Here is a 23,335-nt window from a genome sequence, read left to right as displayed (position 1 = left end):
TGAGAATCGTCCGCAGGACGGGGCGGCCGGGGCTTTTCCAACGGCCCTGCCGCACCCATCCTATGGCGCTATGAGCACGCACGACACCCGCAATCCCTGCACGAAGCTCTGCCGCTACGACGCGGCGGACCGCTGCATGGGCTGCTTCCGCACCCGCGCGGAGGTGAGGCATTGGAAGCGCCTGCCGGACGAGACGAAGGCGGCGATCAACGCCCGCATCGCCGCGCGCGGCGGCACCGTCTCCAAGAAAGACGGCAAGCGGGCGAAGAAGCTCGACAGGAAAATCCGCAAGCTGGAAGGCAAGCTCGCCACCCTGCGCGCCCGCCGGTCGGAACTGGAGGGACCGGTCGTCAAAGCGGCGGAGTGAACACCGCCTCAACCGATCCCGGCGTGCCGTTCCACATACAGCAGCAGGGCGGGATAATAGTGCCTCTGTGAAACCGTCAGTTCCTGGCAGTAACGGCGTGCCATGCCGTTGGAAAGCCAAGCATCAAGCTCGCCGCTCTCGCGTTTCTGGGCGATGACGCGGTCGATCTTGTCCATGATCTTGTGGATCACGTCCGTTCCTTTTCCGGTGTTGATTTGTTGTGGAAGGGGTGGATGCCGCAGAGGCGGCGCCATCGATTGCCCGTTCAATATGAACCTCGGGACAGCGGTGAGCTGCGCATTATGAGCATGCCTGCTTACCGCATTGCACAAAAGTCCGCCCTGACCACCGGACCCGCGCGCGGGTCTGCCCTTCGCAGGCGTTCGTTGACCGGCTTCTCGGCGCCGTCCCATTCTGCACGTCGAAGGAAGAAAAACCGGGAGGACGTGCGGTGGGGATGGCGGTGGACCGCCGCGCCGCCGCAGCCATCATCATGACCGCCATCGCCATGACCGAACGCCGTGCGGAGCTGGACGGCGCCGCCTCCGCCACGCTGGTCCTGCTCTGCCTGCTCTGGGGCTTGCAGCAGGTCGCCATCAAGGTCGCCATGACCGGATTCTCGCCGGTGCTCCAGGGCGGGCTGCGCTCGCTGGGCGCGCTGGCGCTGCTGTGGGCCTGGGCGGCACTGCGCGGCATGCGCCTGTTCGAGCGGGACGGCACGCTGGGGCTGGGCCTGCTGGCCGGTGCGCTGTTCGCCGGCGAATTCCTGCTGATCTACACCGGGCTGTCCTACACCACGGTGTCGCGCAGCATACTGTTCCTCTACACAGCACCCTTCCTGGTGTCGGTCGGCGCACATCTGCTGCTGCCGGGGGAGCGGATGCGCAGCGTCCAGGCGGCCGGGCTGGCCTGCGCCTTCGTCGGGGTGGCGGTGGCCTTCGCCGACGGGCTGCGCCTGCCGACGAACCGCGAGATGATCGGCGACCTGATGGTGCTGGCGGCGGCGGTGCTGTGGGCGGCCACCACCCTGGTCATCAAGGGCAGCAAGCTGGTCCGCGCCAGCTCGACCAAGGTGCTGTTCTACCAGCTCGCCGTGTCTGGGGCGGTGATGCCGGTGGCCTCGCTTCTGATGGGGGAGGCGGGGGTGACCGCGCCCGGCCCGCTGGCCCTGGCCTGCCTCGCCTTCCAGATCGTGGTGGTGGCCTTCGCCTCCTACCTCGCCTGGTTCTGGCTGGTCGCCCGTTACCCGGCGGCCCGCCTGTCGGCCTTCACCTTCCTGACGCCGCTGTTCGGCGTGCTGTCCGGCGCCCTGCTGCTGGGTGAGCGGGTCAGCGCGAGCCTCGCCGCGGCGATGCTGCTGGTCTGCGCCGGCATCTGGCTGGTGAACCGCCGCGCGCCCGCCGCGGGCGCCTAGAAAGACGGGAACCGGCCCGGCCGCCATCGGTTGGCTCTGCTGTCCCAGCACAAGCAGCGGAGCCGGTTTCACCATGGATTTGAACGGAAAAGTCGCCCTCATCACCGGGGCCGGGTCGGGCATCGGCAAGGCGTCCGCCACCCTGTTCGCCAGCGCCGGGGCGAGCGTCGGCGTGCTCAGCCGCACCGAGGACGAGATCCGCAAGACGGCGGAGGAGATCACCGCAGCGGGCGGCAGGGCCATCCCCCTGGTCGCCGACGTCGCCGACAGCGAGGCCGTGAAGCGGGCGGTGGACCGGCTGGTCCAGGAATACGGGCGGCTGGACATCGTCTTCGCCAACGCCGGCATCAACGGCGTCTGGGCGCCGATCGACGAGCTGACTCCGGAGGAATGGGACCGCACCATCAACATCAACCTGCGCGGCACCTACCTGACGCTGCACCACGCGGTGCCGCATCTGAAGAAGGCGGGCGGCGGGTCGGTGCTGGTGACCGCCTCGATCAACGGCACGCGGGTGTTCAGCAACGCCGGCGCCACCGCCTATTCCTGCACCAAGGCCGCGCAGGTCGCCATGGTCCAGATGCTGGCGCTGGAACTGGCCAAGCACCGCATCCGCGTCAACGCCATCTGTCCGGGGATGATCGACACCGCGATCCAGGACAACACCCAGGCGCGCAACACCGAAAAGGCCGAAGAGGCCGCCGAGTATCCGGACGGCGAAATTCCGCTGACCCGCGGCAAGCCGGGCAGCAGCGCCGACGTGGCGGAACTGGCGCTGTTCCTGGCGTCCGACCGGTCGAAGCACATCACCGGCACCCCCGTCTGGATCGACGGTGCCGAGTCCCTGCTGATCGGCTGAGGGACCCCTCATGGCGGACAGCTTCATGGCGGACGGCTTCGCGTGGTGGCAGAGCGGGGTGATCTATCAGGTCTACCCGCGCTCCTTCCAGGATTCGAACGGCGACGGGGTGGGCGACCTGCCGGGCATCCTGGCCCGGCTTGACCATCTCCAAGCGCTCGGGGTGGACGCGCTGTGGGTGTCTCCGATCTACCCGTCACCGATGGCCGATTTCGGCTACGACGTATCGGACTACACGGGCGTCCACCCGCTGTTCGGGACGATGGAGGATTTCGACCGGCTGCTGGCGGAGCTGCACCGCCGGGGGATGAGGCTGATCCTGGATTTCGTGCCCAACCACAGCTCCGACCGGCACCCGTGGTTCCAGGCCAGCCGCTCGTCCCGCAGCGATCCCAAGCGGGACTGGTACATCTGGCGCGACCCGGCCCCGGACGGCGGCCCCCCCAACAACTGGCTGTCGGAGTTCGGCGGCGCCGCCTGGGAATGGGACGCGGCGACCGGCCAATACTATTACCACGCCTATCTGAAGGAGCAGCCGGATCTCAACTGGCGCAACCCGGCGCTGCGCGAGGCCATGCTCGACGCGTTGCGCGTCTGGTTCGACCGCGGGGTGGACGGCTTCCGGGTGGACGCCATCCATCACCTGATCAAGGACGCGCGGTTCCGCGACAACCCGCCGAACCCCGGCTGGCGGGAGGGCATGTCGCCGGTGCGGCGGGTGATCCGCCTCCACACCGTGGACCAGCCGGAGGTGCACGACGCCATCGCCGCCATGCGCCGGGTGGCGGACGGGTACGGCCCCGACCGGCTGCTGATCGGCGAGGCCTATCTGCCCATCGACCAGCTCATGGCCTATTACGGCGCCGACCTGACGGGCTTTCAGCTTCCCTTCAACTTCCATCTGCTGTCCACCCCGTGGGGGGCGAAGGCGCTGGCCGCGCTGATCCGCACCTACGAGGCCGCCCTGCCGCCCGGCGGCTGGCCGAACTGGGTGCTCGGCAACCACGACCGTTCCCGCGTGGCGAGCCGGCTGGGTGCGGGGCAGGCGCGGGTGGCGGCCATGCTCCTGCTGACCCTGCGCGGCACGCCGACGCTCTACCAGGGCGACGAGATCGGGATGACCGACGTGCCGATCCCGCCCGACCGCGTGCAGGACCCCTGGGAGAAGAACATCCCCGGCCTGGGGCTGGGCCGCGATCCGGTGCGCACGCCGATCCCCTGGGACGGCAGCCCGCAGGGCGGTTTCACGACGGGCGAGCCCTGGCTGCCGCTCGGTCCCGACCATGACCGGGTGAACGTCACGGCGCAGGCGGCCGACCCGTCCTCCATGCTGGCGCTCTACCGCGCCCTGCTGTCGCTGCGGCGGGCGGAGCCGGCCCTGTCGGTCGGGCGCTACGATCCGGTGTCGGCGGAGGACGACGTCCTGTCCTATGAGCGCCGCCATGGAACCGGCCGCTTCCGCATCCTGCTGAACCTGTCGGCCGGGGAGCGGACGGTGGACGCGGTGCCGGAGGCTGCCCATATCCGGCTGTCCACCCATCTCGACCGAGGCGGGGAACCGGTGTCCGGCATCCTTCGCCTGCGGCCCGACGAGGGGGTGGTGATCGGTTTCGACGACAAGGGAAAGGGTGGGGAATGAGCGGGGACGTGAAGAACAACGCGGCCAAGAACCGGTATGAGCTGACCGTGGGCGACGCCACCGCGGTGGTGGAGTATGAAAAGCGCGACGGGGCCATCGTCTTCACCCACACGGAGGTTCCGGAGAGCATGGCCGGGCAGGGCATCGGCTCCGCCCTCGCGCGCGGCGCGCTGGAGGACGCGCGTTCCAGCGGGCAGAAGGTTGTGCCGGTCTGCCCCTTCGTGGCCAAATACATCCAGCGCCACCCGGAGTACCAGGATCTGGTCGTCGCGGAGGGCGGACCATCGACGTGAGGCGTTCGCCGTGAAACGGTTTCTCCTGGCCGCCGGCCTGCTGTCTCTTCTGCCGGCGGCGGGCCGCGCTGGGACGCTGGAACTGGACTTCGCCGCCTATGGCGGCGGCGTCTCCCTGGCGCGCGGCAGCGTCGTGCTGACCGAGGAGGCGGAGGGGGGCGCCAGCCGCTACCGGGCGGCGCTGGAGGCGGAGGCGGTGCCCTGGCTCGGCCTCTTCACCAATTTCCGCTACCACGCCGAGTCCGCAGGACGGCTGGAGGCCGGCGCCGCCGAGCCGGACCACTTCCGCGGCGAGCGCCGCTTGCGCCGCAAGATGGACATCATGACGCTGACCTTCGGCCCTGACGGGGTGGATGTGACGGCCGATCCCCCGCTCAGCCCCGACAAGGCGGCGCGGGTGCCGCCGGACAGCCGCCGGGGCAGCATCGATCCGTTGAGCGCCGGGGCGGCGGTGATCCTGACCGCCAGCCGGGCGGGCGGCTGCGGCGGACGCTATCCCGTCTATGACGGGCGCCGCCGCTACGACATCATCATGACGCCGCAGGGCAAGGGCGACCTGCCGTCGTCGCGCTACCGCATCGCCACGGGAACGGCGGAGGTCTGCGCGGTCACCGTCCGCCCGGTGGCCGGCTTCCAGGGTGACCGTGATCGCGACCGCTTCTTCGCCGAGGGGGTGGAGCGCAAGGCGACGGTGTGGTTCGCCCGCGCACCGGAGAGCGGGCGCGTCGTCCCCGTGACGGTGGAGGTGCCGACCGACACGATGACGGTGCTGGTCCACACCGTCGGTGTGAAGGCCGGGTCGTAATCCGCGTTACGGATTAGCGGCGAGGCGCCACTGACCGTCGTCGCCGCGGCAGGCGGTGCCGGTGGCGGACTCCTGGCGGCCCTCGATGGTCACCTTGTGCTGGAACTCCTTGCACTCCCGCCCGGCGGAATCGCGCCCGGCGCGGATCGGGGTGATGGTGCCGCTGGTGTTCGTGCTGTCCGGGCTGTTCCAGCGGATGGTCTGGCCGACTGGCGCGTCGAGCGCGCGGGTCTCCGCGCTCTGCGCCGCGTTGCGGCTGCCCGGGCTCAACTGCTCCATCAGATAGCCGCCAGCGAAGTAGCCGAGCAGGCCACCGGCGCCAATGGCCAGCAGGTTGCCGCTGCCCTTGCCGATCTGCGATCCGGCGAGCGCCCCGACGGCGGCCCCGCCGAGCTTGCCCAGCAGGTCGTTGTCGATGCCGAAGGTCGTGTTGCCGCCGCTGCTCTGCGGGTTGGTTTGGGTCGGCGCGCCGTAACCGCCCTGGGTGAACACCTGCGCCGCGGCCGGCGCGGCGGTCAGGGGCAGGGCGACGGACAGGCCAAGGCACAGGACCGAGGCGAAGCGAATCCCGGACAGGCGGACAGCGGACACGTCGACTACTCCTTTATTGCAACGCGATGGTCATCTGAACACCAAGGCCCCGCTCACGGTTGAGGCAAAAGGGCGACAATGGCCTTCGACGAAGATGGCAACAGTCAGGCGCGCTTCAACTTCGGGAAGGCATCCGCCACGCTGCCACCCAGCGCCTTGCGGACGGCGCGGGCAAGGTCGCGGTCGCGGTAGGGCTTGATCAGGAACTCGGCCCCCGGCCCCTCACCGCTCAGGCCCCCGGCCACACCATGGGCGTAGCCGGAGGCGTAGAGCGCCTTCAGGGTCGGATAGCGGCGCTGCGCCTCCTGGGCCAATTCCAGCCCGTTCATGCCGCCCGGCATCACCACGTCGGTGAACAGCAGGTCCACCCGTGGCTCCCTGGCCAGCACGGCCAGCGCCTCCGGCCCGTTCTCCGCCTCGACCACGGTGTAGCCGAGATCCTGGAGGGTCAGCACGGCGACCTGACGCACGTCGCGGTCGTCGTCCACCACCAGGATGACCTCGCCGTGGCCGGGCAGCGGACCGGTGTCCTCGGTGTCCTCCGGCGTCTTCGCCTGACGGACGGCCGCGGGGGCGCAGGGCAGATGGAGGTGGAAGGAGGTGCCGCGCCCTGGCTCGCTCTCCACCCGGATCAGCCCGCCCGACTGCTTCACGAAGCCGTGGATCATGCTGAGCCCCAGCCCGGTGCCCTTGCCGATCTCCTTGGTGGTGAAGAAGGGCTCGAAGGCGCGGGCCAGAACCTCCGGCGGCATGCCGCAGCCGGTGTCGCTCACGGTCATCCGCACATAGCATCCGGGGCGCAACTCCGCATCCCCCTCCTTGGCCTCCACCATCGCAGTGGCGATGGTCAGCCTTCCGCCCGCCGGCATGGCGTCGCGCGCGTTGATGACGAGGTTCAGCAGGGCCGATTCCGCCTGAGTGCGGTCCACCAGCGCCGGGCAGAGGGACGGCGCGCTGTCGATCTCGACGGTGATCGCCGAGCCCAGCGTGCGCTCCATCAGCTCGCCCATGTTGCGGACCAGCGCCTCCATGTCCACGCTCTCGGGGTGGAGCTGCTGGCGCCGCGCGAAGGCGAGCAGCCGCCGCGTCAGGTCGGAGCAGCGCAGCGACGCCTGAAGGGCCATCTCCACCCGCCGCGCCGCCTTGGGGTCGTCGAAGGCCATGCGGCCCAGCCGCTCCAGGCTGCCGATGACCACGGTCAGCATGTTGTTGAAGTCGTGGGCGATGCCCCCGGTCAACTGGCCGATGGTCTCCATCTTCTGGACATGGGCGAGTTGGAGTTGAAGCTCCCGCGTGTCGGTGACGTCCAGCACCGTGCCGCAGAGTTCCGGCGGCCGCCCGCCCTCGCCCGGCAACAGCATGGCCTTTTCCAGAAGCGTGCGGTACTGCCCGTCGGCGGCGCGCCAGCGGTATTCGACGGTGGACACGCCACCCTGCCGCATCGCGTCGAACTGGACGGCGGCGCGCTCGCGGTCGTCCGGGTGCAGGCGCGATTCCCAGAAACCGCCGTCCGTCAGGAAGCGTTCGGCGGGGAAGCCGAACAGCGCCTCGACATTCTCGGTGACGTAGCGGAAGGGCGTGCCGCGCTCCGGCCCGGCGGTGTAGAGCAGGATCGGCAGGGAGCGGGCGATCATCGCCTGCCGCTCCTCCGACCGGCGGAGCGCCTGTTCTGCCTCCAGCTTCTCCGCCCGCACGCGGTAGTTCTCGGCCATCAGCCGCTCGCGCAGGGCGGCCTGGCGCTTGACCTCCTCGGTCTTGCGGTACAGTTCGACAAAGACGGTGACCTTGCTGCGCAGGATGACCGGGTCCACCGGCTTGAACATGTAGTCGACCGCCCCCGCGGAATAGCCGCGGAAGATGTGCATCTCGTCCTTGTTGATGGCGGTCAGGAACAGGATGGGGATGTGCCGCGACTTGCGGCGGTTGCGGATCAACTCCGCCGTCTCGTAGCCGTCCATGCCGGGCATGTGGACGTCCATCAGGATCGCCGCGAAGTCCTGGTCGAGCACGCGCTTCAGCGCCTCCTCGCCGGAGCGGGCGAGGATCACCGTGGCGTCGAGGTCGGCCAAGGTCTCCCGCATCGCCAGCAGGTTCCGCGGATCGTCGTCCACGACGAGCACGCGGACCTCCGGCGGCGGCAGGGTGGCGTCCTCGATCTCGGTGATGCTGGGAATCTGGGTGTGGGGCATGGGCTTCTCCTCACTCCCGTCCGGCGTTGTGGCCTACGGCGGGGCCGTCGTCCTGCCGGCGTCCGGCCCAGACCCGCAGCAGCGACAGCAGGTGGTCGATGTCCACCGGCTTGGCGAGATAGTCGGTCGCCCCCGCCTCGATGCACTTCTCGCGGTCGCCCTTCATCGCCTTGGCGGTGACGGCGATCACCGGAAGGCCGCGCCCGGCTGCGGTGGCGCGGATTTCCCGGATGGTCTGATAGCCGTCCATCAGCGGCATCATGATGTCCACCAGCGCCACGTCGAGGTCGGGGTGCGCCTTCAGCAGGTCCAGCCCCTCCAGCCCGCTCTCGGCGTGCAGCACCGTCATGTCGTGGGCCTCCAGGACGCTGGCAAGCGAGAAGATGTTGCGGAAATCGTCGTCCACGATCAGCGCCTTGCGGCCTGCCAGCACCGGGTCGCGCTGGCGGATCTGGTCGAGCGCGTTGCGCTTGTCGTCGGGCAGCCGGTCCACCGCCCGGTGCAGGAACAGCGCCGTCTCGTCGAGCAGCGAGTCCGCGGAATGGACGCTGCGCAGCACCACTGTTTCGGCCAGCCGGCGCAGCCGCGCCTCGTCCTCCGGCGCGATGGTGTCGCTGACATAGGCGACGACCGGCATCCAGGCGGTGGAATCGCGGGTGCGCAGGCTGTCGATCAGCTCGAAATCGCTGGGCTGGGGGATCGTCAGGTCGAGCACCATGCAGTCGAACCGCTCCTGCGCCAGCAGGGCGCGGGCGGCCTCGGCGGAGGTGACGGTGCTGATGTCGATGTCGTCACCGGCCCCGCCCCCGACGCCTTTGTCGTGGTCGATCAGGCCGGCGATGCCGCCGGTCTCCGGGTTGGGGACCTTCTCAACGATCAGCAGCCGGCGCTGGTGGCGCTCCACGAAGCCCTTGACCTTGGCGAGTGCCGCGAAGATCGCCTCGCGGTCGGCCGGCTTCTCGGTGTAGTCGAAGGCGCCCATGGCGAGGCCCCGGCGGCGCTCCTCCTTGGCGGAGATGACGTGGACCGGTATGTGGCGGGTGTGAGGGTCGCGCTTCAGCAGGTCGAGCAGCGCCCAGCCGTCGATGTCCGGCAGGCCGATGTCCAGCATCACCGCGTCCGGCCGGTACTTGCGGGCCATCGGCATGGCCGGGCTTCCGGCATGGGAAAGGATCGCCTTGAAGCCCTTCTCCCGCGCCAGATCGACCAGGATCGAGGCGAACTTCACGTCGTCCTCGACGATCAGCACCACCGGGTCGCCGGGGCGGATGCGCTCGCGGTCGTCGGCGACGGGGTGGTGCTGCGGCAGCGCCAGCCGCTCCTCCGGCCCCGGCACCACGATGGGCCGCGTCGGCGTCGGGAAGGGGGCCAGCTTCAGCGCCGGGTCGCCGTAGCGGGCGATGTCGAACTCCATCGGCACGTAGAGCGTGAAGGCGCTGCCCGCCCCGGATTCGCTCTGCACGCGGATCTCACCGCCCAGCAGGCGGGCGATCTCGCGGCTGATCGACAGGCCGAGGCCGGTGCCGCCGTACTTGCGGCTGGTCGTGCCATCGGCCTGCTGAAAAGCCTCGAAGATGATGCGCTGCTTGTTCTCGGGGATGCCGATGCCGGTGTCGATGACGGTGAAGGCCAGCACCCCCTCCGCCGCGTTCAGCACGGGGTGGGCCGCGCTCCAGCCCTCGCCGGCCAGACCGACGCGGAAGGTGACGCCGCCGGTCTCGGTGAACTTGAAGGCGTTGGACAGCAGGTTGTTCAGCACCTGCTCCAGCCGCTTCTGGTCGGTCTGGATGGCCGCGGGCAGCGGCTGGGTCATGTCGATGTCGAAGCGCAGCCCCTTCTCCTCGGCGAGCTGGGCGAAGGTGCGCTCGACATGGCCGCGCAAGTCGTCCAGCACCACGGCGCCGATCTCCAGCGTGACCGTGCCGGATTCGATCTTCGACAGGTCGAGGATGTCGTTGATGAGGTTCAGCAGGTCGGACCCGGCGGCGTTGATGGTGCGGGCGAACTCCACCTGCCGGGGGGTCAGGTTGTGGTCGCCGTTGTCGGACAGCAGCTTGGACAGGATCAGCAGGCTGTTCAGCGGGGTGCGCAGCTCGTGGCTCATGTTCGCCAGGAACTGCGACTTGTACTTGGAGGTGAGGGAGAGCTGCTCCGCCTTCTCCTCCAATGCCTCGTTGGTCTGGCGCAGCTTCTCCTGCTGGGCCATCAGCAGCTCCTCCGACTGGCGGAGCGAGGCGGCTTGATGCTCCAGCCGCTCGTTGGTGGTCTTCAGCTCCTCCTGCTGGCTCTGCAACTCGGCGGTCAGGCGCTGCGACTGCTTGAGCAGCCCTTCGGTCCGCATGTTGGTGGCGATGGTGTTGAGGACGATCCCGATGCTTTCCGTCAGCTGCTCCAGGAAGGAGCGGTGCGTTTCGCTGAAATGGCCGAAGGAGGCCAGCTCCAGCACGGCGTTCACCTCGTTCTCGAACAGCACGGGCAGGACGATGATGTTCAGCGGCGCCGCCTCGCCGAGGCCGGAGCTGATGCGCACATAGTCCTTCGGCACGTTGGTCAGCAGGATCGGCTTCTTCTCGTGGGCGCACTGGCCGACCAGACCCTGCTTCAGCGTGAAGCGGGTGCCCAGCCCGTCGCGCTCCTTCAGCGCGTAGCTGGCGACCAGATCGAGGACCGGCTCGTCGCCGTCGCGGCTGGTGACGTAGAGGACGCCGTGCTGAGCGTTCACCAACGGCGCGATCTCCGACAGGATCATGTTGGTGACGGTGACCAGATCGCGCTCACCTTGGAGCATCCGGGTGAATTTGGCGATGTTGGTCTTCAGCCAGTCCTGTTCCGCGTTCTTCTGCGTCGTGTCGCGCAGGTTGCGGATCATCTCGTTGATGTTGTCCTTCAGGGAGGCCACCTCGCCCGACGCCTCGACGGCGATGGAGCGGGTGAGGTCGCCCTTGGTCACCGCGGTCGCCACCTCGGCGATGGCGCGGACCTGGGTGGTCAGGTTGGCGGCGAGCTGGTTCACGTTGTCGGTCAGGTCGCCCCACACGCCGGTGGCGCCGGGGACCTTGGCCTGCCCGCCCAGCTTGCCCTCGATGCCGACCTCGCGCGCCACGTTGGTGACCTGATCGGCGAAGATGGCCAGCGTCTCGATCACGCCGTTGATGGTGTCGGCCAGCGCCGCGATCTCGCCGCGCGCCGCCACGGTCAGCTTGCGCTTCAGGTTGCCCTCGGCGACCGCCGTCACGACCTCGGCGATGCCGCGCACCTGACCGGTCAGGTTGGCGGCCATCATGTTGACGTTGTCGGTGAGGTCCTTCCAGGTGCCGGCGACACCCTTCACCTGGGCCTGTCCGCCCAGCTTCCCTTCGGTGCCGACCTCGCGGGCGACGCGGGTGACCTCGCTGGCGAAGCTGTTGAGCTGGTCGACCATCGTGTTGATGGTGTCCTTCAGCTCCAGGATCTCGCCCTTCACGTCCACGGTGATCTTGCGCGACAGGTCGCCGTTGGCAACGGCCGTGGTCACGTCGGCGATGTTGCGGACCTGATTGGTCAGGTTGCCGGTCAACAAATTGACGTTGTCGGTCAGGTCCTTCCAGGTGCCGGCCACACCCTTCACCTGGGCCTGACCGCCCAGCTTGCCCTCGCTGCCGACCTCGCGGGCGACGCGGGTGACTTCCGAGGCGAAGCTGTTGAGCTGATCGACCATCGTGTTGATGGTGTCCTTCAGCTCCAGGATCTCGCCCCTCACGTCCACGGTGATCTTGCGCGACAGGTCGCCCTTCGCCACCGCCGTGGTGACCTCCGCGATGTTGCGGACCTGGCTGGTCAGGTTGGTCGCCATCGCGTTGACGTTGTCGGTGAGGTCCTTCCAGGTGCCGGCCACACCCTTCACCTGGGCCTGACCGCCCAGCTTTCCTTCGGTGCCGACCTCGCGCGCCACGCGGGTGACTTCCGAGGCGAAGCTGTTGAGCTGGTCGACCATCGTGTTGATGGTGTCCTTCAACTCGCGGATTTCGCCCTTCACGTCCACGGTGATCTTGCGCGACAGGTCGCCGTTGGCGACGGCGGTCGTCACGTCGGCGATGTTGCGGACCTGATTGGTCAGGTTGCCGGTCAACAAATTGACGTTGTCGGTCAGGTCCTTCCAGGTGCCGGCTACACCCTTCACCTGGGCCTGACCGCCCAGCTTGCCCTCGCTGCCGACCTCGCGCGCCACGCGGGTGACTTCCGAGGCGAAGCTGTTGAGCTGGTCGACCATCGTGTTGATGGTGTCCTTCAGCTCGCGGATTTCGCCCTTCACGTCCACGGTGATCTTGCGCGACAGGTCGCCCTTCGCCACCGCTGTGGTGACGTCGGCGATGTTGCGGACCTGGGCCGTCAGGTTGGCGGCCATCAGGTTGACGTTGTCGGTGAGGTCCTTCCAGGTGCCGGCGACGTCCTTCACCTGGGCCTGTTCGCCCAGCTTGCCTTCGATGCCGACCTCGCGCGCCACCCGCGTCAGCTCCGCCGAGACGGTGACGAGCTGCTCGACCATCCGGTTGACCGTCCGGGCGGTCTGGAGGAAGTCGCCCTGGAGCGGACGCCCGTCGACCTCCAGCGGCATCGACTGCGACAGGTCGCCCTTGGCGACCGCGCCGATGACGCGGGCCATCTCCCGGGTCGGCTGGGTCAGGTCGGCGACCATGGCGTTGACGCTGTCCACGCAGGCGCCCCAGCCGCCCGAGGCGGTGGGCAGGCGCACCCGCTGGCCGATGCGACCCTCCTTGCCGATGGCGACGCTGACCCGGCCGACGTCCTCCACCAGGGCTTCGTTCATCTCCACCACGTCGTTGAAGGCGGCGGCGATCTCGCCGTCCAGCCCATCCAGGTCGAGCGGCAGGCGCACGGAGAAGTCGCCCTTGCGGAACTGGCGCAGCGCGCGCAGGAGAAGCTGGGGAGAAAGCCGGTCGTGAGCGTCGGTCATCGTCATGACGCGAGGGTCCCTAAGAAGTCCAGGCCTGTGTCTCGGGTGTCCCCTCGCGCAGGATCGACGGCGCGCCCGGCGGAACGCCGGAATGGCCGCGCGCCGGAGCGGCGCAGCCATGGGACGGCAAGCGGAAGGCGGCGGGGGCTAATGCCGGGGGGCGGCGTTGTTCAGCAGGGTCTTCAACTGGCGCTCATCGTAGGGCTTCTGGATGAAGCCGTGCGGGCCGGCGGCGCGGGCGCGCTCCAGCAGGACGGGATCGCTGGCCCCGGACATGAAGATGCTGCCCACGGCGAAGCGCTCGCGCAGGGCGTGCGCGGTCTCGATGCCGTCCTGCGGACCGGCGAGGCCAATGTCCACCAGGGCCAGGGCGGGGCGCTCCCGCTCGGCGATCTTCAGCGCGTCGGCGGCGTTGGCGGCGACGCCGCACACCTCGTAGGACAACTCCTCCAGCATATCGGTCAGATACATGGCGACGATCGTCTCATCCTCGACGACCAGGACCCGGACGGGGGTTGTGGCTGCGGCGGGCGCGGTCCCGTCCGCCCCGGCCCGTGGTGACCTGTTGATCGGGTTGGTCATCCCTTATCCCTCTTGTCGTTCTGCCGGCTGCGGTGCCGGAACGGCGTCGATGAGGCGCCTATCCCGCCCGCCGCCGGAACCCGAGCGGAGACGTCGGATGCCGGCGAAGCTGACCGGGACGAGTAGCACGGAGGGGTGAGGCAATTAAGGGAGAAAAGGTCAAATACCCCCAACAGGTTATACCCAGTAGGGTGAGTGCACTCCAAAAGAGAGCAAGCATATTCCTTAAATTCAATATGGAATAGCGCGAATCCGGTGCGTTTGGACCGTCTTTGCTTGGGTTCGATTGAAATGTGCGGTGCAAACGCGCGGCAGCTATGTAGAGATGTGCAGCCTTTTTAACAATTTTGCAAGTAATTTTGCGCGTAAACTTGCTACTGTCCACGAGGCGGGCGTGGAGTCGATTGCAGGGGTTCTAGGAAGCGGGATGAGCGGTGCCCCGACAAGCGGGCCGGGTGATGGGACAGACCTGAGCCTGGAGGATCTCGCGCAGGCCATCAGAGCCCACCGGCTCTATCTGGCGGCGCGTCCAAACGGTTTGCGCCTTCAATTGAAGGCGGCGGACCTGACCGGTTTCGACCTGACGGGGCTGCTCCTGTCGGACGCGATTCTGACCGGAGCGAATTTCCGGCGCAGCGTTCTCCAGCGTTGCAACTTCGACGGGGCGGATCTGTTCGGCGCCAGCTTCGTCTCCGCCGATCTGCGGGAGGCCTCGCTGGTCGGGGCGGACATGCGCGGGGCGAACTTCACCAAGGCCTGCCTGCGCAACACCCTGTTCGAGCGGGCGGATCTCCGCCCCGGCCAGCTCGTGCTGTGGAAGGACCGGCGCAAGGCCCGGCAGGAGGCGGCGCTTCGCGAAGCCGTGCTGGTCAACGCGAATTTCACCGACTCCGATCTGACCGGCGCCAACCTGACCCGGGCCAACCTGGAAGGAGCGGATTTCAGCAACGCCGCCCTGTTTGGCGCCAACCTCAGCGGCGCCGATCTGCGCGGTGCCGATTTCAGCATGGCGAAGCTGAAGGGCGCCATCCTGAACAACGCCGCCGTCGCCGGTGCCACTTTCCAGGGCGCCGATCTGCGCGACGCCGAGCTGCGCAACGTCGCCATGGCCACCGCCGACTGGGCGGATGCGCGGATGACGGGCGCCATCTACCACCGCAACCAGTCGGACTTTCCGCCGGAAATCCGGGAGGGGCTGGACGGCCATGTCCGCTGGATCAACAGCAACGGCAAGCAGGGCAAGCGGTTCGACGTGTCGGACGGGGCCTTCGTCGGGAGCGATTTCGATGGCTGCGACCTGAGCGGGGCGATCTTCCGCAACTGCGACTTTACGCGGGCGAGCTTCCGGGACAGCAAGCTGCAGATCGCCCAGTTTCCCGGATGCCGCATGCGCGAAGCCTGCTTCGAGAATTCGGAGCTGTCCGGCGCCAGCTTCGAAGGCTGCGACCTGACCCGCGCCATGATGCGCAACGCGGTGATGCGCGCCATTGAGCTTCTGGCGGCGGATGGCCAATCCACGGGGCGGATGTGGCCGACCAATCTGCGCAACGCCCAACTGGCCGACAGCGACATCCGCGGTGCCGATCTGCGGGGCGCGCGGCTGGCCGGGGCGGACCTGACCAACTGCAATCTGTCGGGGGCCGACCTGCGCGACACCGACATCGACAAGGCCGACACAGCCGGAACGACGCTGGTCCATTGCCGGTTGAAGTGACCGCGAATTTTAATCCCGAAAAATTTTCGAAAAGAGTCGGGCATTTTGTCGCAGGGGCTGCCCTCCACCCATGCCCGGCATTGTGCATACCAGTATGCGGGGATTAAAACGCCGGCCGAGGTGGCGGCTGGTTTCCCAAGCCGCTTGTCATGATCGAGGCCAAGTAACGGACCGGCGGACGCCGCGCGCCGATGCGACGAATATTGATCGTGGCGAAGCGAAGAACGCAGGACGTCCTGCGGGCCTTGGGTGGCCGTGCCTGTCTTTTGGGCATTGGAAATCGAGGATAGTGCAATGAAGCGTAATGTTGCCATTCTGGCCTTCGGTCTGTTCGCCGCCCTTCCCGGCATCGCCTCGGCGCAGGACGCCGATGCGGGAGAGAAGGTGTTCAACCAGTGCAAGGCCTGCCACACCATCGAGGCCGGCGGCCCCAACCGCGTCGGCCCGAACCTGCATGGCGTCGTCGGCCGCGCGTCGGGCTCCATCGAGAGCTTCAAGTATTCCGATGCGATGAAGGGCGCCGGACTTGCCTGGGACGAGGCCAATCTCGACAAGTACCTGACCGATCCGAAGGGCACGGTCCCCGGCAACAAGATGGCCTTCGCCGGCGTGAAGAACGAGCAGGCCCGCAAGGACCTGATTGCCTTCCTCAAGAAGAACAGCTGACACGTCCGCAAGGACATGCGCTGCGGGAACGGGAGGGGCGACGGCCCCTCCTGCGTCCGGCGCCCGGCCGTAAGGTCACGCCCGTCCGGTTAGGGCTGCACGTCTCCCTGCGGTCCATCCTATGAGGATGGCACCTATCAACCTGCCCTTGTGGACAGGGGACCCGTAAAAACGCTCATCGTCAGGCACAAGGAGAACAGGAGGCTGTTGGGGGACCCGTGTGTCCCAACGCAAGATTGCATATCGGGAGGTCGGAATGCCCATGCTGCGAACCGCGGCCCTTGCCGCCGTGTCCATCCTCACGCTCGTCGCCTGTTCGAGCGAGCCGGGCCTCGTGCCACCGATGGGCAGTTCCGGTGCCTCCACGTCCCAGATGGGAAGCACCGGGTCGGGCGCCTCCTCGACGCTGACGGTGGCGGACCAGTCCTTTCTGACCCAGGCGGCCTACGGCGGCTTCGGCGAGGTGGCGATGGGCACGCTGGCCCAGCGGCAGGCGTCCAGCGCCACCGTGCGCGACCTCGGCCGGCGCATCGCCGCCGACCACACCCAAGCCAACCAGGAACTCGCCCGGCTCGCCCAAGCCAAGGGCGTCATGCCGCCCACCGCCCCGGACCCCGGCCGGCAGGCGGTCGCCGACGCGTTGGCCTCACTTCAGGGCTCCGCGTTCGACCGGCAGTATCTGCAGCAGCAGATCGCCGAGCACGAGGTGTCGATCGCCCTGTTCAACGCGCAGTCCCAGGGCGGGACCGATCCGGACGTCCGGGCCTTCGCCGCCAAATGGTTGCCCGGCCTGCAAATGCACGCGCGCGAACTGCGCGCGCTCGGCAACCCGCTGGCACAATTGCCGTAGCGGTGGGCTTCTGTGGCCAAGCCCGCGGAGTCAGCCGCGGGCTTGGCCCGATGATCCGCCTCAGGCGACCGCCGGAAGCGGGTGCAGGCCCGCGGTGAGGCGTTGGACGTCCGCGGCGAAGCGGTCGGCGACGTCCGGCGTCAGTTCGAACCGGACATGCAGATCCTGCTCCTTGCCCCCCAGCACCGCGAAGGGGATGGAGACGGTGCAGCTGGGAATGGTCAGCACGCCACGGCTGCCGACCTGCGACCGGTCGAGACCGCGGATCGTGGCGCCGCCTTCCGACAGGTTGGTGAGGTGCCCCGACAGCGATCCCACCGCCCCGGCGATGGTGCAGGGCAGATTGACCTCGAAGCGCGGGGCGCGGCGGCGGTCCACCTCCGGCGTGGCGGTGCGCACGGCGCGGACCAGCATCTCTCGGAGATGATCGATGCTCCCCGCCACGTCGGACGCCACCCGGCGCACCTCATCGGCGCGGCTGCCGGTCACCGCCGCCTCCTCCGACACGTGGGCGATGCGGGACGACACCTCCTGCGCGGCGGCTGCGGTCTGGCCGACGTTGCGCGAGATCTCGCTGGTCGCGGCACCCTGCTCGTCCATGGCGCTGGCGATGCTGCTGGCGACCCCGTCGATCTCGGTGATGGTCCGCCCGATGTCCTGCACCGCGTCGACAGCCCCGGCGGTCATGCTCTGCAGATCGGTGATCTGGCGGGAAATCTCTTCCGCCGACTTGGAGGTTTGGGTGGCGAGGTTCTTCACCTCCTGAGCCACCACCGCGAAGCCCTTGCCGGCCTCGCCCGCGCGCGCCGCCTCGATCGTCGCGTTCAACGCCAGCAGGTTGGTCTGGCTGGCGATGTCCTGGATGAAGGTGGCGACCTCCCCGATGTGGCCGATGGCCTCGGACAGGGAGAGCACCACGTCCTCGGTCTTGCGGCCGCTTTCCACGGCGCGACGGGAAATCTGGCTGGCGAAGGTGACCTGGCCGGTGATCTCGGCGATGGAGGCGGTGAGCTGGTCGGTGGCCGCCGCCACGGCCTGGGCGTTGCCCAGCGCCTGTTCCGCTGCGGCCGCCACGCTCTGCGAGTTGGCGGAGACGGTTTCGGCCGAGCTGGCCATCGCCTGGGCGTTGCTGTCCATCGAGACGGAGCGTTCGGCGACGCGGTCCACGGCGGTGCGGGTCTCCTGCTCCACCGTGCGGGCCATGGATTCCAGGGCGGCGATCTTGGCGGCTTCGGCCTCGCGGCGCTCGCGCTCCTGCGCCTCGCGCAGGCGCTGGTTGTCGATGCCCTTCTGGCGGAAGACCTCGACGGTCTTGGCCATGGCGCCGATCTCGTCCTGGCGGTCCAGGCCGGGCACCGCCACCTCATAGCGCTCGTCGGCCAGCTGGAACATGGTGCCGCGGATCTGGTCCAGCGTGCGGAACTGGCGCCGGACCACCAGCAGCATCACCAGGGCCATGCCGATGGTGATGACCGCCGCCACTTGGATGATGTTGGGGACCACCTCCTCCAGAACGCGCAACGCGACGCTCTTTTTGAGGCCGACGAACAGGACGCCGATGACCTCGCCGTTCTGGTCGATGATCGGGTCGTAGGCGGTGAAATAGGCCTCGCCCAGGATGTCGGCCTCACCGCGGAAGGGCTCCTTGCCGTCGATGACGGCGCTGTAGACGGGACCGCGGGCCAGCTTCGTCCCGACGGCCCGGCTGCCGTCCGGGTTGTGGATGTTGGTCGCCACGCGGGTGTTGCCGCGGAAGATGGTAGCCACGCCGCCGGTCACGCTGCGGACGGTGTCGACGATGTCGTTCGCGCCGTCCAGCTTGAAATCGTCGATGTACAGCGCGCCGTCCTTGAGCCGGTACTCGGATCCTTTCTGGTCGAGCAGCATCCGGAAATTGGTGATCGCCTGCTCCCTCCGCTCCGCCGCGTCCTTGCTGATGCTGGAGGTGACCTTGACGATCGTCGCGTAGGTCAGGGCGCCGGACAAGGCAATCAGGCCGAGCGTGCACAGAATGGTCAGCTTTGTCGCAAGGCTGAGCGTGCGGAGGGGATTCATCGGCCGAAAACTCCTTGAAAAATCGTCGGGTCGCCCCGGAAGCACCGGGAAGGCGGCGCATTGGTAACCTTTGTCGCGCATTTGTAACAAATAGTTTTGTCAACGTCGGGACGCACCGGATTCATGCAATGTGAAGGTGCGGTTGCGGCTTTCGTCAGCTGTCTTGAGGAAAGTGTTTGTATTTCAAGGTTTATTCATTTCGTTCATGTTGCGCATTGAGCAAAATAAACCATCTGTTAATCATGAAGTGGGACAGCATGTCGCACGCGAATTCCTTTTAGAGATACCTTCGGTGTAGAGGAAATGTTATCGGTTGGCGTTCGTTCATTACAGAATGCAAACATTCGCCATGCCGGACACCCTGCACGCCCTTGACGTCACCAAGACCGCCTATTTCGATTTGGGACCGGATTCGGTCGGCAGTCTGCGGCAGGCGTTGCCGATCATCTCCAAAGCCCTGCCGGGGATTTTGGACCGCTTCTACGACCGCACGATGGCCCAGCCCGAACTGGTCGGCCTGTTTGCCAATCCGGCGCAGGTCGAAGGGGCCAAGCGCGCCCAGATCGCGCACTGGACCCGGCTGTTCGAAGGCCGCTTCGACGATGGCTACAAGGAGTCTGTGCGCGCCGTCGGCATCGCCCACCACCGCATCGGGCTGAGCCCGAGCTGGTACGTCGGCGGCTACGCCTTCATCCTGGGCGAGATCATGGCCGCCCTGGCGCAGAGCATGGGCGGCACGCTGCTGACCGGCAGCCGGCTCGGCTCGATCGTGACCATGCAGCGCGCCGTGGTGTCGGCGGTGCTGATGGATCTGGACGCCGCCCTGTCCGTCTATTGGGACCGCCTGATCGACGAGCGGCTCCAGGCGGTGGATGCGATGGTCGATTCCATCGACCACGAGGCCAACGACGTGGTGGACAGCGTCGCCAGCTACACCGCGGACCTGCGCCGCACGGTCGGCGATCTCGACGGCGTCTGCGCGGCGGTGAAGGACAGCATCACCGGCACGTCCGCCGACACGGCGGAGGCGCTGGACGCCGCCCAGACCGTCGCCGCCGGGGCGGAGCAGCTTCAGGCGGCGGTCGGCGAAATCTCGGAGCAGGTCGGCGGAGCCTCCCGGATCGCCGGGGAGGCGGTGGAGAAGAGCGGCGAGGCCCGCCAGATCATGGCGCAGCTCAGCACCGCGGCGCAGGAGATCGGCGGCATCCTGAACCTCATTCGTGCCATCGCCGGGCAGACCAACCTGCTGGCGCTGAACGCAACCATCGAGGCGGCGCGGGCCGGGGAAGCCGGCAAGGGCTTCGCCGTGGTGGCGACCGAGGTGAAGAACCTCGCCGGGCAGTCGGCCAAGGCGGCGGACGAGATCGCCGCCAAGGTCGGCGCCATCCAGGCGGTGGCGGAGCAGGCCATCACCGGCATGGACGGGGTGGCCACCACCATCACCACCATGCAGGAGATCAATTCCTCGATCGCCGCGGCGGTGGAGGAGCAGTCCTCGGCCTCGCGCGAGATCGCCCGCAACATCGGCGAGGTCGCCGGCATCTTCCGCGGCATCGCCAGCCGGATGTCCGAGGTCGGCGGCGAGACGCAGCGTGCCACCACCGTGGCCTACACGGTCGGCGAAAGCGCCAACCGCATGCAGGAGGCGCTGGACACCCTGCCGTCCCTGCTGGCGCGGGCCATTCGCACCTCCTCCGATCTGGCGAACCGGCGGCACACGCGCCGCCGCCCGGTTCTGCTGGACGGCAGCGTGGACCAGACGCCGGCGCTGGTCCGCGACATCTCCGAATGCGGCTGCTACGCCGAGACGAAGGGAGCGGCGCCCACCGGCGGGCAGGTCACCGTGTCGCTTCCCGGTTACAAACTGTCCCTGCGCGGGTCGGTGGTGGCGCGGCATGACAACCGGCTGCACATCCGCTTCGACGAGCGCAAGATCGGCCGCGAGGAGGTTGACCGGATGAGCCGCGACGGGGTGGGCGAACTGGTCCGGCTGGCCAAGCAGGACCATCTCGCCTTCGTGGACAAGATCATGGAGGCGGTGGGCGGCCAGCGCACGCTTCTGCCGGCGGACCTGTCCACCCATCACTCCTGCCGCCTGGGTCGCTGGTACGACAGCGTAAACGATCCTCGGACGATGCGCCTGCCCACCTACAAGGGCATGGCCACGCCGCACCGGACCGTTCATGAGTCGGGCCGCGAGACGCTGCTCGCTCTCCAGGCTGGCAACCGCATGGAGGCCGAACGCCACGCCGCCGAGATGAAGCGGGCCTCGGCGGAGGTGGTCCGCCTGCTCGACGAGCTGGAGCGCGATTTCGCCCGGACCCTCGCCGAGGCCGCCGAGTAGCCGGTTCCTTTGGGATCGGCGGTTCGCCGGGCGTCAGCGCCCGGCGGTGTCCGGCGGCGCTTCCGGCGCGCTGTTCTCCGGCGGCGGCTCGTCCAGGGTGGACAGGCGTCCGGCCAGACCGTCCGGCTCCTTGGCGGCGGTGCCGGTCGCGGAATTGGCTGCCGTGTTCGGCTTGGCATCGTCGCCGGTGTTCAGGATGACCGGCAGCCCGTCGCGTCCGCCGATGATGATGGTCTTGGCGTTCGAGGAGGTGGCGAAGGCCCGCGTCGCCTCGATGCCGCGCAGGCGCAAATACTCCGGCGTGATGTTGCGGGCGACGATGTCCTGGAAGTCGCGCACGCCCTCCGCCTCGATCCGCTTGCGGTCGCGTTCCTTGGCCTCGCGGGCGATGCGGAAGTCGTATTCCTCCATGATCTGCTGCTGCTCGATCTTGCGGTCGATGGCTTGGCGGACCAGCGGCGGGAAGCTGACCCCGGCCACCAGCACGTCCTCGATCCGGATCATCACGGAGCTGTAATCGTCCGCCGTCGTGCCGGGGGGCAGCTTCAAGGATTGCAGATCGGTCGGCGGGGTGGGGAACTGCTGGCGGGCCTCCCGCAGCAGGAAGCCTTGGATGTCCGCCCGATTGATCGAGTAGAAGTTTTCCGGATTGTGCTTCGACACGAATTCGTAGACGAGGCTGGCGATCTCCGGATGCACCAGCTTTTCCGCGTAATCGTCTCCGGCCAGCTTGTGGACCAGACCGGCGGCGGGCGGGTTGACGCGGTAGCGCAGCGCCACGTTCACCGTCATTGACATGCCGTTGGCCGCCACCGCCTCGTAGGTGCGGGTGTCGGTGCGCAGGCGCACGTCGTACATCGTCACCCGGTCCCACGGGAAGATCAGGTGGGTGCCCTCGCTGTAGACCCGATCGGTGACCGTGCCGCCGAAGAAGCGCAGCCACAGCACGCCGACATGGCCGGAGGGCACCTCGACGAAGACGGCGGGCGCAATGGCGAGGAAACCCAGGATCAGGGTCAGCGTCAGCGCGTAGATCGACACGCTGCGTCGCTTCAGCCAAAGGCCGGCGCGCTGCGGCAACGGCGCGCGGACAAGGCCGTCCCCGGCGGACTGGTCCAGCGTGGTCATCGCGGTCTCGTCGTCAGCATCTTCTCACGTTCCCGTGTGCTGGGGCGGCCCACCGCCTGGATCACGAAGTTCACCGGCGGAGTCAGGAAAAGGGCCAGCAGGAAATGGCCGATGAAGCCGATCGTGGTGTTGCGGCCCATGACGGCGCACACCAGACAGGCGAGGAGATAGAGCATGACGAGGACAAGGGGCATGCGCGTCCGGCCTTGGAATGGGAGCAGGGCGGAGAAGTGACGGCGTCTGGAGGGGGCGGGGAAGCGTGGAGGCGTCCCCGCCCGTCCTCCCGGTTCGCTGTGGCGTCCGTGTCTGCGGTCAGGCCGCGACCGGGGCCGCCTCCGGCGTCGCACCCTTGCGGCGGCGGGCCTCCTCGAACTTCTCGCGGAAATAGGTCTTCACCTTTTCCGGCTGGAAGGTCAGGAAGGTGCCCCCCGACGCGAAGTGCTGCTGGAAGACCTTGCCCAGCGCGTAGGTGAAGGCGCTGTTGAAGGCCGGCTGGGTGGCCAGCCGCGTCACCGTGCCGATCACCGGCACCGAGCGCAGAGCCATGTTGAACGCCATGGAGCCGAGCAGGCTGCCGCCCAGGGCGGTCGGGGCGACCGTGGCGAACAGCGTGCCGACCGCGGACCGGCCGATGTCGCCGCGGAAGTCGACGCCGTGCAGTTCCGACAGCTCCTTGAGCAGGCGGAGCTGGACGACGGCGAGCGCCGCGGTGTCCACGAAGTTCAGCGGGATGACGCCCGCCGCCGCGGACAGCAGCACATGCTTGCGGATGATCTCCGCCGCCTGCGCCTCGGTGGAGACCGGAGCGGCCGTTTCCGGCTTCGCCTTGCCACCCGTTGTTTCCTTCTCACTGACCATGCTGTGGTGCTCCAAAAAGGGACGTTG

Annotated in this window: 19 protein-coding genes; 10 read left to right on the top strand and 9 right to left on the bottom strand. The window is 68.1% G+C overall.

Going from position 1 to position 23,335, the window contains the following annotated elements:
• Positions 1–70: 70 nt before the first annotated feature.
• Entirely contained in the window at positions 71–367 is a 297-nt protein-coding gene (locus tag ACWPXE_RS02255) for a DUF1289 domain-containing protein (protein ID WP_454016516.1), read from the top strand.
• An 8-nt stretch (positions 368–375) separates the two neighbouring features.
• Here ACWPXE_RS02255 and ACWPXE_RS02250 read toward each other — a convergent pair whose 3' ends face one another.
• Positions 376–558 carry a hypothetical protein gene (locus ACWPXE_RS02250; protein ID WP_183179120.1) on the bottom strand — a complete coding sequence of 61 codons (183 nt, stop codon included), beginning with the start codon at positions 556–558 and terminating at the stop codon, positions 376–378.
• 266 nt (positions 559–824) lie between these two features.
• Here ACWPXE_RS02250 and ACWPXE_RS02245 point away from each other — a divergent pair, with 266 nt between their 5' ends.
• The 5 genes from ACWPXE_RS02245 to ACWPXE_RS02225 all read left to right on the top strand — a co-directional run bounded on the left by ACWPXE_RS02245 (position 825) and on the right by ACWPXE_RS02225 (position 5,377).
• Complete coding sequence (locus ACWPXE_RS02245; RefSeq protein WP_454016515.1) at positions 825–1,781, top strand: DMT family transporter; 957 nt, start codon at positions 825–827, stop codon at positions 1,779–1,781.
• A 73-nt stretch (positions 1,782–1,854) separates the two neighbouring features.
• Complete coding sequence (locus ACWPXE_RS02240) at positions 1,855–2,640, top strand: SDR family oxidoreductase (RefSeq protein WP_454016514.1); 786 nt, start codon at positions 1,855–1,857, stop codon at positions 2,638–2,640.
• Between the two features lie 10 nt (positions 2,641–2,650).
• Positions 2,651–4,279, top strand: coding sequence for an alpha-amylase family glycosyl hydrolase (locus ACWPXE_RS02235; RefSeq protein WP_454016513.1), 1,629 nt, complete (start codon positions 2,651–2,653; stop codon positions 4,277–4,279).
• Positions 4,276–4,572: a GNAT family N-acetyltransferase gene (locus ACWPXE_RS02230; RefSeq protein ID WP_014242492.1), complete on the top strand. Its 297-nt coding sequence runs from the start codon at positions 4,276–4,278 to the stop codon at positions 4,570–4,572. Before ACWPXE_RS02235 ends, ACWPXE_RS02230 begins: the two co-directional genes overlap by 4 nt.
• Positions 4,573–4,582: 10 nt before the next feature.
• A complete protein-coding gene (locus tag ACWPXE_RS02225) occupies positions 4,583–5,377 on the top strand; it encodes a DUF3108 domain-containing protein (RefSeq protein ID WP_454016512.1) in 795 nt (264 codons plus the stop codon).
• A 6-nt stretch (positions 5,378–5,383) separates the two neighbouring features.
• On the opposite strand, the gene ACWPXE_RS02220 is transcribed toward ACWPXE_RS02225, so the two are convergent.
• The 4 genes from ACWPXE_RS02220 to ACWPXE_RS02205 form a co-directional block, all read right to left on the bottom strand.
• Positions 5,384–5,968, bottom strand: coding sequence for an RT0821/Lpp0805 family surface protein (locus tag ACWPXE_RS02220; RefSeq protein WP_237907663.1), 585 nt, complete (start codon positions 5,966–5,968; stop codon positions 5,384–5,386).
• A gap of 104 nt (positions 5,969–6,072) precedes the next feature.
• A complete protein-coding gene (locus tag ACWPXE_RS02215) occupies positions 6,073–8,157 on the bottom strand; it encodes a response regulator (protein WP_454016511.1) in 2,085 nt (694 codons plus the stop codon).
• Positions 8,158–8,167: 10 nt separating this feature from the next.
• Entirely contained in the window at positions 8,168–13,117 is a 4,950-nt protein-coding gene (locus tag ACWPXE_RS02210; RefSeq protein ID WP_454016510.1) for a HAMP domain-containing protein, read from the bottom strand.
• Positions 13,118–13,258: 141 nt separating this feature from the next.
• Positions 13,259–13,693, bottom strand: a complete 435-nt coding sequence (locus ACWPXE_RS02205) for a response regulator (protein ID WP_454016509.1) — start codon at positions 13,691–13,693, stop codon at positions 13,259–13,261.
• A 427-nt stretch (positions 13,694–14,120) separates the two neighbouring features.
• Here ACWPXE_RS02205 and ACWPXE_RS02200 point away from each other — a divergent pair, with 427 nt between their 5' ends.
• From ACWPXE_RS02200 to ACWPXE_RS02190, 3 genes are all read left to right on the top strand, one after another.
• The gene (locus ACWPXE_RS02200) at positions 14,121–15,407 is read left to right on the top strand and encodes a pentapeptide repeat-containing protein (protein WP_454016508.1); all 1,287 of its coding nucleotides are present in this window, start codon (positions 14,121–14,123) and stop codon (positions 15,405–15,407) included.
• A gap of 294 nt (positions 15,408–15,701) precedes the next feature.
• The gene (locus ACWPXE_RS02195) at positions 15,702–16,073 is read left to right on the top strand and encodes a c-type cytochrome (RefSeq protein ID WP_454016507.1); all 372 of its coding nucleotides are present in this window, start codon (positions 15,702–15,704) and stop codon (positions 16,071–16,073) included.
• 256 nt (positions 16,074–16,329) lie between these two features.
• Positions 16,330–16,923: a DUF4142 domain-containing protein gene (locus tag ACWPXE_RS02190; protein ID WP_454016506.1), complete on the top strand. Its 594-nt coding sequence runs from the start codon at positions 16,330–16,332 to the stop codon at positions 16,921–16,923.
• A 60-nt stretch (positions 16,924–16,983) separates the two neighbouring features.
• Here the strand turns inward: ACWPXE_RS02190 and ACWPXE_RS02185 are convergent, their stop codons facing one another.
• Positions 16,984–18,978, bottom strand: coding sequence for a methyl-accepting chemotaxis protein (locus ACWPXE_RS02185; RefSeq protein ID WP_454016505.1), 1,995 nt, complete (start codon positions 18,976–18,978; stop codon positions 16,984–16,986).
• 349 nt (positions 18,979–19,327) lie between these two features.
• Between ACWPXE_RS02185 and ACWPXE_RS02180 the strand changes: the two genes are divergently transcribed.
• Positions 19,328–21,322: a methyl-accepting chemotaxis protein gene (locus tag ACWPXE_RS02180; protein ID WP_454016504.1), complete on the top strand. Its 1,995-nt coding sequence runs from the start codon at positions 19,328–19,330 to the stop codon at positions 21,320–21,322.
• Between the two features lie 33 nt (positions 21,323–21,355).
• Here the strand turns inward: ACWPXE_RS02180 and ACWPXE_RS02175 are convergent, their stop codons facing one another.
• From ACWPXE_RS02175 to ACWPXE_RS02165, 3 genes are all read right to left on the bottom strand, one after another.
• Positions 21,356–22,450: a prohibitin family protein gene (locus ACWPXE_RS02175; protein WP_454016503.1), complete on the bottom strand. Its 1,095-nt coding sequence runs from the start codon at positions 22,448–22,450 to the stop codon at positions 21,356–21,358.
• Positions 22,447–22,644, bottom strand: coding sequence for a hypothetical protein (locus tag ACWPXE_RS02170; RefSeq protein WP_040136327.1), 198 nt, complete (start codon positions 22,642–22,644; stop codon positions 22,447–22,449). Before ACWPXE_RS02170 ends, ACWPXE_RS02175 begins: the two co-directional genes overlap by 4 nt.
• Positions 22,645–22,762: 118 nt before the next feature.
• On the bottom strand, positions 22,763–23,308 hold the full coding sequence (locus ACWPXE_RS02165; protein WP_454016502.1) for a YcjF family protein: 546 nt from the start codon (positions 23,306–23,308) through the stop codon (positions 22,763–22,765).
• Between the last annotated feature and the right edge of the window lie 27 nt (positions 23,309–23,335).

Source organism: Azospirillum sp. Marseille-Q6669, assembly GCF_965111635.1.
This window is presented reverse-complemented; position numbering and strand designations above follow the sequence as displayed.